The 8,390-nt window shown below is 73.3% G+C and carries 2 protein-coding genes and 1 pseudogene; all 3 read left to right on the top strand.

What is annotated here, in order from left to right; all coding sequences use genetic code 11:
* Positions 1-1,597, top strand: a pseudogene (locus tag GT354_RS24260) (hypothetical protein); the annotation flags it as partial.
* Positions 1,598-1,693: 96 nt separating this feature from the next.
* On the top strand, positions 1,694-6,457 hold the full coding sequence (locus GT354_RS24255) for a DEAD/DEAH box helicase (RefSeq protein WP_161358496.1): 4,764 nt from the start codon (positions 1,694-1,696) through the stop codon (positions 6,455-6,457).
* Between the two features lie 88 nt (positions 6,458-6,545).
* Positions 6,546-8,096, top strand: coding sequence for a CYTH and CHAD domain-containing protein (locus GT354_RS24250; protein ID WP_161358495.1), 1,551 nt, complete (start codon positions 6,546-6,548; stop codon positions 8,094-8,096).
* The last annotated feature ends 294 nt before the right edge of the window (positions 8,097-8,390 follow it).

The raw sequence follows: 8,390 nt of genomic DNA, 5'->3' as shown, positions 1-8,390 counted from the left end.
CGTGCGCAAACGCACTCCGAACCGGACCGGCCAGTGGGGCGTCGTGCCCCTCGACCTCACTCCGGCCGAGATCGGTGCCGACACCTGGCTGGACCTGCGCCTGCCGGCCGTCGCCGCGGAAGCGGCCGGTGGCGCCCCGGGGTTCGTCGCCGGTTTCGGCCCGGAGAGCCCGATCCAACAGCTCGCGTGCGGATCCGAGGGCGTACGGGAACTCCACCATGTCCACCTCGGCGCCCTCACCGACACGCTGCGCAGCCACGACGACCTGAACGTCTACCTCGAACTCCCGGGCCGGCGCGCACCGGTCGCACTGATCCGGGACGTGCCCGTGGTCGCCTCCACGGCGTGCGACGGCGTCGTGGTCGAACTCCTCGGCCGACGGCGCGGCGGCCCCGTGGATGTCCTCGTACACACGGTGCTGGCCCCGTGGTTCGCGCCGCAACGGGTCACCCTGGACCCGGACACGGACGAGTTCTCCCTCGAACCCGCGCTGCGGTTCGCAGGACCGCTGACCGTGACCGTGCGGCCCGCGGGCACGACGGACACGACCCGCCGCGTCGCGCGGATCGGCGGCGACGTGGACACCGTGACCCTGGCCGTGGCCGCGGGTTCGGGCACCCCCACACCGGCGGACGCGGTCGAGCGGTCCGTCGTGGCACATCTGGCCGGACACGCCGACGCCCCCACCGACAGCGCCGCCTTTCCGTATCTGTGGGCAGCCGCCGCCCGACCCGCGCCGCCGCGCCGCCCCGACGCACCGACGCGATGCGCCGAGTCGCTGGGCACCGATCCGGCGCTCGCGCTGATCGCGGCCTCCCGGACGGGGCTGGCCGCGGACGAACTCGTCGTGCCGCTGATCCGGTCCGGCCTCGCCGCGCACCGTTTCCGGGAAATGCCCGCGCCGCAGCGGGTGTTGCGGGTTTGGGAGACCGCGCCGCTGGCCGCGCTGTTGTTGACCAGCCCGCTACTGCCCTACCTGTCGGGCCACGCCTTGTGGGACCCCGATGAACTGGATCCGGACGAACACGCCCTGCTGGCCCAGGTCGACCGTCGCTGCGGTCCCACCGCCCGCGTGTTGTTGGCCGGTGGAGCGCTGCCCGATCCCCAGGACAGTGGCTTCGGCGAGCACCCCGAGCGGATGGAGGCGCTGCCGCCGGGCCAACTGGACGCCATCGTGCGGGACATGAACCCGATTCCGGCGTGGCCGCTGGACGCCGACACCCGATTCCTGGCCGTACTGGAGGCGTTCACCGCACGCGAGGCGCTGCGCGAGGCCCCGTACGATCTGGCCGAGTACCTCGACGCGGTCCTGGTGTACGTCGCCGATCCGCGCCTGAGCGAACTGCGCGCCGCGATCGCGCTTCGGGACCGGCCCACGAGCACGAATCGCCGCACCCAGTGGCAGTTGGTGCCCGCGCTGTCCCTCGGCTGTGCGCTGGTGGCCCGTCAGGCGGCCCAACACGGTGGTGCGGCCGTGCCCCTGGAGCGCGGACTGCGCGACGCGTGGGCATGGGTCGCGCGGTCCGCCCCCAAACTCGCCGCCCAGGACATCGAATTGGCCGAGTTCACCCTCGCGGGCTTCCAGGCGCACGAGTGATCCGCTCCGGCCCCGCGGCCCACGACCGGGAGGAACGATTCTCGTGACCGACCGCAAACCACCGTGCCTTGCCGCCGACCGGGAGGAACGAGACTTGTGACCGGCTTCGATCCGTTGTCCGCCGCCGCCGACATCACCGGGGCCTACCGGCGCTATCTGCGCTCGTTGCTTCCACTGCGCGACCCGGCCCTTGCCGCGGCTCTCGACCGGGCGATCGACACGAGCCCCATCCTGACCAAGGGCCCTCTCCTGGAGGCCACGCCCGCCTACGCTCCGGGCGCGACACTCGACGAGTTGGCCCACGAAGGGCTCGTCGGGCAGCCGTTCATGAAGCTGACCGGCCCCGCGCTGCCCGCCGATCGGCCGCTGTACCGGCATCAGGAGCAGGCACTGCGCAAGGCCGCCGCGGGCCGAAATCTGGTGGTCGCCACCGGCACCGGGTCGGGCAAGACCGAGAGCTTCCTGTTGCCGATCCTCGATCGGCTCACCCGCGAACAGGACGCCGGTCGGCTGGGCCCCGGGGTGCGCGCGCTGCTCCTGTATCCGATGAACGCGCTCGCCAACGACCAGATGAAGCGGCTGCGTCGGGTGCTCGCCGGCTCACCGGAGATCACCTTCGGCCGCTACACGGGTGACACGCACACCGACGCGCGGCGCGCGTCGGACGCCTTTCACCAGTTGAACCCCGGCGAACCGCGTCTGCCGAACGAACTGCTCAGCCGCGAGGAGATGCGCCGCACGCCGCCGCACCTGCTGCTCACCAACTACGCGATGCTCGAATACCTGCTGCTTCGCCCGCAGGACATGGACCTGTTCACCGGCCCGCACGGTGGCCACTGGCAGTTCGTGGTGGTCGACGAGGCACACGTGTACGACGGCGCGAAGGGCGCCGAACTCGCGTTGCTGCTACGGCGACTGCGCGATCGGGTGGGCGGCTCCGGGCGCCTGCGCGCGATCGCGACGAGCGCCACGGTGGGGGCGGACCGCGACCCGGCGGCGGTGACCGCTTTCGCGAGCGCCCTGTTCGGGGTGCCGTTCGCGTGGAACCCGGACGACCCCGACGAGCAGGACTTGGTGGTCGCGACCAAACCCGCGTACCCGTCGCACCCGGCGTGGGGCCCGCTGCCGACCGGCGCGTACGCCGAGATCGAGGCGGCGCCCGATCCGGCCGCCGAGTTGTTGCGCCGGGCCGCCGCGCACGGCCGGCCCGGGTCGGCCGACGCCGCGACCGCGTTTCGCGCCGAGTCACGGTTGACCGCCTTGCGCGACGCGCTGGACCAAGGGCCCCGGCCGCTGGTCGAGGTGGCCGCACAGGTCTTCCCCGACCTCGACGCCGACGCGTCCCCGGCGGCCCTGACCTCGCTGATCCGCGCGGCGGGCCGGATCGGGGACGCCGACGGGTCACCGGTGTTGTCCGCCCGCTTCCACGTGTTCGCCCGGGCCACCGAGGGCGCGTTCGCGTGTCTGGGCGGCGGCGACGCCGGGGCCGACCACCGACCCGAGGACCCGCCGCATCTGGGCCTCAACCGGCGCGAACGGTGCGACCGGTGCAAGCGGGTGGTCTTCGAACTCGCGGGCTGCCGCCGCTGCGGCGCGGTACACCTGCACGGCGCGCTCGACTCCGTCGACGGCCTGACCCGGCACATCCCGTGGCGTGACGGAGGCTCGCACAAACGGACCTGGCTGCTCCTGGACGACGCCGAGGCCGGTCGCGCCGCGCAGGCCGGGCACGACGAGGACGACGACCTGATGGAGGACGGCAAGGCCGTCGACACGTCGTGGCGGCTGCTGTGTACCCGCTGCGGGGCCCTGCACCGGGACAACGTGATCGCGTGCTCGGCGCCGGCGTGCCACGACGGTCTGCTGCGCCCCGTGCGGTTGGTCGACTCCTCCGCCGCCTCGCTCGGCAGTTGTGCGGCGTGCGGTGGCCGCGGCAACGGGCTGATCCGGCTCCTGGAGAGTGGACGCGAGGCGGCGGCCTCGGTCCTGGGCACCGCGTTGTATCGGTCGCTGCCCCCGGACACCGACGGCGCCGCCGCCGATCGGCCGGGCCAGGGACGCAAGTTGCTGTTCTTCAGTGACAGCCGACAGGCCGCCGCGTACTTCGCTCCGTTCCTGGAGGACACCCATCAGCGCCTGGTCCAACGCCGGTTGCTGATGCTGGGCCTCGCGGACTGGGCGCGCGAGGAGGGGACCGAACCGGCGCCGATCGAGGACATCGTCCACCTGACCGAGCGCCAGGCCCGGCGGGCCAGGATGTTCACCGACGACACGTCGCGCTCGGCCCGCCGCCGCCAAGTCTCGCTGTGGCTCATGCAGGAGGTGCTGGGCTACGACGACCGGCAATCCCTCGAAGGCGTGGGCCTGTTGCGCGTCGGTCACACCCACGACGCGCGGTGGCGGCAGCCACCCTCGCTCACCCGGCTGGGCCTGGATCCGATCCTGAGCCGCTCGCTGGTCGAGGAATTGCTGCGCACTCTGCGCACCCAGGGTGCGGTGGACATGCCCGAGGACGTCGATGCCGACGATGTGGCGTTCGCGCCGCGCCGCGGCCCGGTGTTCGTGCGCGGCATGCGCTCGGAGCGCGCGAAGAAGGTACTGAGCTGGTCCCCGACGACCGGCGTCAACCGTCGCGCGGACTACCTCGCGCGGGTGTTGGCCGCACTGGGCTCGGACACCGACGCCAAGGCGCTGTTGGCCCGACTGTGGGAGGACCTGGTTCCGGCGCTGCACGGCGCGGCCGACGAGCGGTCGAGCCCGCAGTCCTGGATCGCGTCGCAGACCCTGCCCCGGCTCGGGACCGTGAGTCGCATCGACCACCGTCGCCTGCGCCTGCGGCCGGTCGCCGAGGACGAGGAGTTGTTCCGCTGCGACCGCTGCCGGCGGATCAGCGCGGTGTCCGTCCTGGGCGTGTGCACCACCACGCGCTGTACGGGCACGCTGCGGCCGTGGTGTCGGCCGAACGCGGCGCACGAGCGGGACCACTTCCGCACGCTCTACCTGTCGGGCGCTCCGGTGCCGATGACGGTCCAAGAACACACCGCGCAATGGACCGGCGAGAAGGCCGCCGAGATCCAGAACGCGTTCGTGCACGGCGCGATCAACGCGCTGTCGTGCTCCACCACGTTCGAACTGGGCGTTGACGTAGGCGAGTTGCAGGCGGTCATGCTTCGCAACATGCCGCCGTCCACCGCGAACTACGTCCAGCGGGCCGGGCGCGCGGGCCGCCGCTCGGACGCGGCCGCGCTCGTGGTGACCTACGCGCAGCGCCGATCCCACGACCTGTCCCGCTTCGCCGAGCCCGAGCGGATGATCGCGGGCGAGACCCGGGCGCCGGTCGTGCCGCTGGAGAACGTGCGGATCGCCCGACGGCACGCGCACTCGGTCGCGATCGCCGCCTTCCTGCGGGCCATGAAGGACCGCCACGGCAGTATCTGGCGCAGCGCGGGCGAGTTCTTCCTGTCGCCGGAGCACGCCCCCGCCGACCACGTGGTCCCCGCGAGCCGACTCGCGCCGTTCCTGACGCCGATGCCGGCGGGGATCCGCGCGAGCCTGGACGCCGTACTGCCACCGGCCGTGCGCGCCGAACTGGGCGTGGACGACGACCTGTGGCGGGCGCAGCTCCTGCGGCTGGTCGAGGACGCCGGGCTGGAACTCGCCGAGGATGTCGCCGCGTTCGAGCTCAAGCGGGATCAGGCGAGCGCCGAGCGCAGGTTCATGCTCGCCGAGCAGTGCAATCGGGTCCTCAAGACGCTGTGCGGGCGTGATCTGATCGGCTATCTGGCCAACCACAACGTGCTGCCCAAGTACGGCTTCCCGGTGGACAACGTCGAGTTGCGTACCCATCGGGTTCCGGGCGAGATCGGGCGGCACCTGGAGTTGACCCGTGATCTGAGCATGGCCGTACACGAGTACGCGCCGGGGGCGCAGATCGTGGCGGGCGGGCGGCGCTGGACCTCGGGCGGGGTGTACCGGCTGCCGGGCCGGGACCTGCTCGCCCGCCATTACGTGGTCTGCGACACGTGCGGCCACTATCGCGAGGCGATCGACACGCCGGACCCGGTCTGTCCGGCGTGCCGGACCGCGGGCACGCGCGCGCCGCGCACGTACGTCGAGCCGACCTACGGCTTCGTCGCGTCGTCGAGCGATCGGCAGGGTTCGGGGCAGCCGCCGCGCCGGTCGTGGAACGGCGCGACCTACATCGTCGACTCGCGCGCCGACGTCCGGGAGGGGGTCGCGTCCTTCCCCGGCGGCGGGGAGCTGTCCTGGCGGGCGGGGGCTCGCGGGCGGTTCGTGGTGGTCGGCGAGGGGCCGACCGGCGCCGGGTACCACCTGTGCCAGTGGTGCGGGTGGGGCACGCCGGTCACCGGCGCGCGGGTTGCGAACGAGCACCCGCATCTGCTGCGGGACGGGTCGTGCGGTGGCCGGTTGTCGCGTGCGTCGCTCGCGCATCGCTACGAAACGGATTTCGTGGAGCTGCGCTTCGACCCGCTGACCTCGATGACCGCGACGCCGGGAATGCTGCGTTCGGCGGTGTACGCATTGTTGGAGGGGGCTTCGGCCGAGCTGGAGATCAGCCGGGACGACATCGACGGAACGGTACATCGCGGCGCGGACGGTGCCCCGTCGCTGGTGCTGTTCGACACCACGCCCGGCGGCGCGGGCAACGTCCTGCGCATCGGTGACAACCTGGTCGCGGTGGTGCGCGCCGCCGCCGGCCGGATCCTGGGCTGCGAGTGCGGAGTGGAGACGAGTTGCTACGGCTGCCTGCGGGGCTTTCGCAACGAGCGCTATCACGACGAACTCTCGCGAGAGGCCGCGCTGGGCCTTTTGGCGGCGCTGATATCGCTGCCCCGGTAGCCCGATGTCCGCGCCCGGCCGAGCGGGCCCGGGCGCACCGAGCCGGGGGTGGCCGTGTCAGGGCGCGTCGATCGGGAACCCGTAGGACATGGATCGCAACGAACGGGTGTCCGACACGGCCGAGGTCGTGCGCGAGGTCGAGCGCAAGTACGAGGCGGCCGAGGGGGTCGATCTCCCGGACTTCACCGGCGTGACCAAGGGTCTGCGGGTCGGCGCCGGGGAGACGGTCGAGCTCGACGCCGTGTACTACGACACCGCCGATCTGGTGCTGGCCGGGCACGGTGTCACGCTGCGGCGACGCGTGGGTGGGTCGGACGCCGGGTGGCACCTGAAGCTGCCCGCGGGGGCCGACGCGCGGGACGAGGTGCGGGCCGCCGCGACGCCCGACGGTGCCGCGGTACCGGCGCAACTCGCCCTTCGGGTCAGGGCGTTGACGCGCGGAGCCGCGCTGGAGCCGATCGTACGGCTGCGGACCGTGCGCGAGGTGTCGCTTGCCCGCCGGGGAGACGAGGATCGGGTGCTGGCCGAGATCGCGCGGGACGCGGTGACCGCCCAGGTGCTCGGTGAGACGGCTCCCGGGACGTCGTTCTGGTCCGAGGTCGAGGTGGAACTCGTCGAGGGTGGCCCCAAGCTGCTCGACGCGTTGGACGCGCGGCTGGCGAAGGGCGGTTGGCGGCGGTCCGACGCGCCGTCGAAGCTCGCCCACGCGCTCGCCGAGGCGGGCCACACCCCGGCCGGGCGTGCCCCGGACCGCTCCCCCGCGACCGCCGGCGGCCTCGCGCTCGCGTACGTGCGGGAGCAGATCGACGCGATCACGGCCTACGACCCGCGCGTGCGGCTGGACGAGGAGGACGCGGTGCACCGGATGCGGGTGGCCACGCGCCGGCTGCGCAGCGCGCTGCGGGTGTTCTCGCGCGTGTTCGACCAGGGCCGCGCCCGGCCGCTCGGCGCGGAACTCAAGTGGCTGGCCGGTGAGTTGGGCACCGCCAGGGACCACGAGGTGCTGGCCGCGCGGCTGCGCGCGCGAATCGACGAGTTGCCGACCGAGTCCGTGCTCGGTCCGGTCGTGGCCCGGCTGACGTCGTGGGACGCGCGCGAGCGCACCGACGCCCGGGCCCGCGTGCTCACCGAGCTGGACGGCGCCCGCTATTTCGCGCTGCTCACCGCGCTCGACGCGTTCGTCGCCGACCCGCCGTTCACCCGCGAGGCCGCGAAACCGGCGCGCAAACCCGCCGCCAAAGCCGTCCACCGCACCGATCGCCGGTTGGCCAAGCGGGCCCGTACCGCCCTGGCCGCCGACCCCGGCCGCGACCGCGACCGTGCGCTGCACGAGGCACGCAAGGCCGCCAAGCGGGTTCGCTACGCGGGTGAGGCCACCCGCCCCGCGTTCGGCAAGCCGGCGAAGCGGCTCGCCAAGCACGCGAAGGATCTGCAAAACCTCCTCGGGGCGCACCAGGACAGCGTGCAGACGCGCAGGGCCCTGCGCCGGCTCGCCATCGCCGCCAACGCGGCGGGTGAGAGCGCGTTCACGTGGGGCCTGCTGTACGGCCGCGAGGAGGCCGAGGCCGAACGCCTGGAACGGCAGTTCCCCTACCACTGGGACGACTTCGCGGGACGGCGGCACGGCATCTCGGCTTGAGCGGTGGGGGCGAGGCGCGGCGACACGTGGGCGAGGCGTGGCGACACATAGGCGAGGCGTCGCGACAACGTGGGTGAGGCGCGGCGACACGTGGGCGAGACGTGGAAATGTGCGGGCGAGCCGGCACGTCTGGTTCCGGCTCGCCGCGCTCCCGAGCAACGTGCCGTCCCGCCCGACCCGGCTCGGCCGCCCCGACGGAGCCGCACCTCCCCGCCGGAAGCTCTCGGACCCTGTCCGGACAGGGCGGGCCGGGCAGGGCGGACCGGGCAGGGCGGACCGGGTCGGACCGGTTCC

It is taken from the genome of Streptomyces sp. SID3343 (assembly GCF_009865215.1).
Classification (GTDB): domain Bacteria; phylum Actinomycetota; class Actinomycetes; order Streptomycetales; family Streptomycetaceae; genus Embleya.
Note: the sequence above shows the minus strand (reverse complement) of the source record. Positions and strands in the feature narration are given on the sequence as shown.

What these genes read in the sequence shown, in the direction of transcription:
- GT354_RS24250 (WP_161358495.1), top strand. Translation starts at nt 6,546, where the DNA reads ATGGATCGCAACGAACGGGTGTCCGACACGGCCGAGGTCGTGCGCGAG.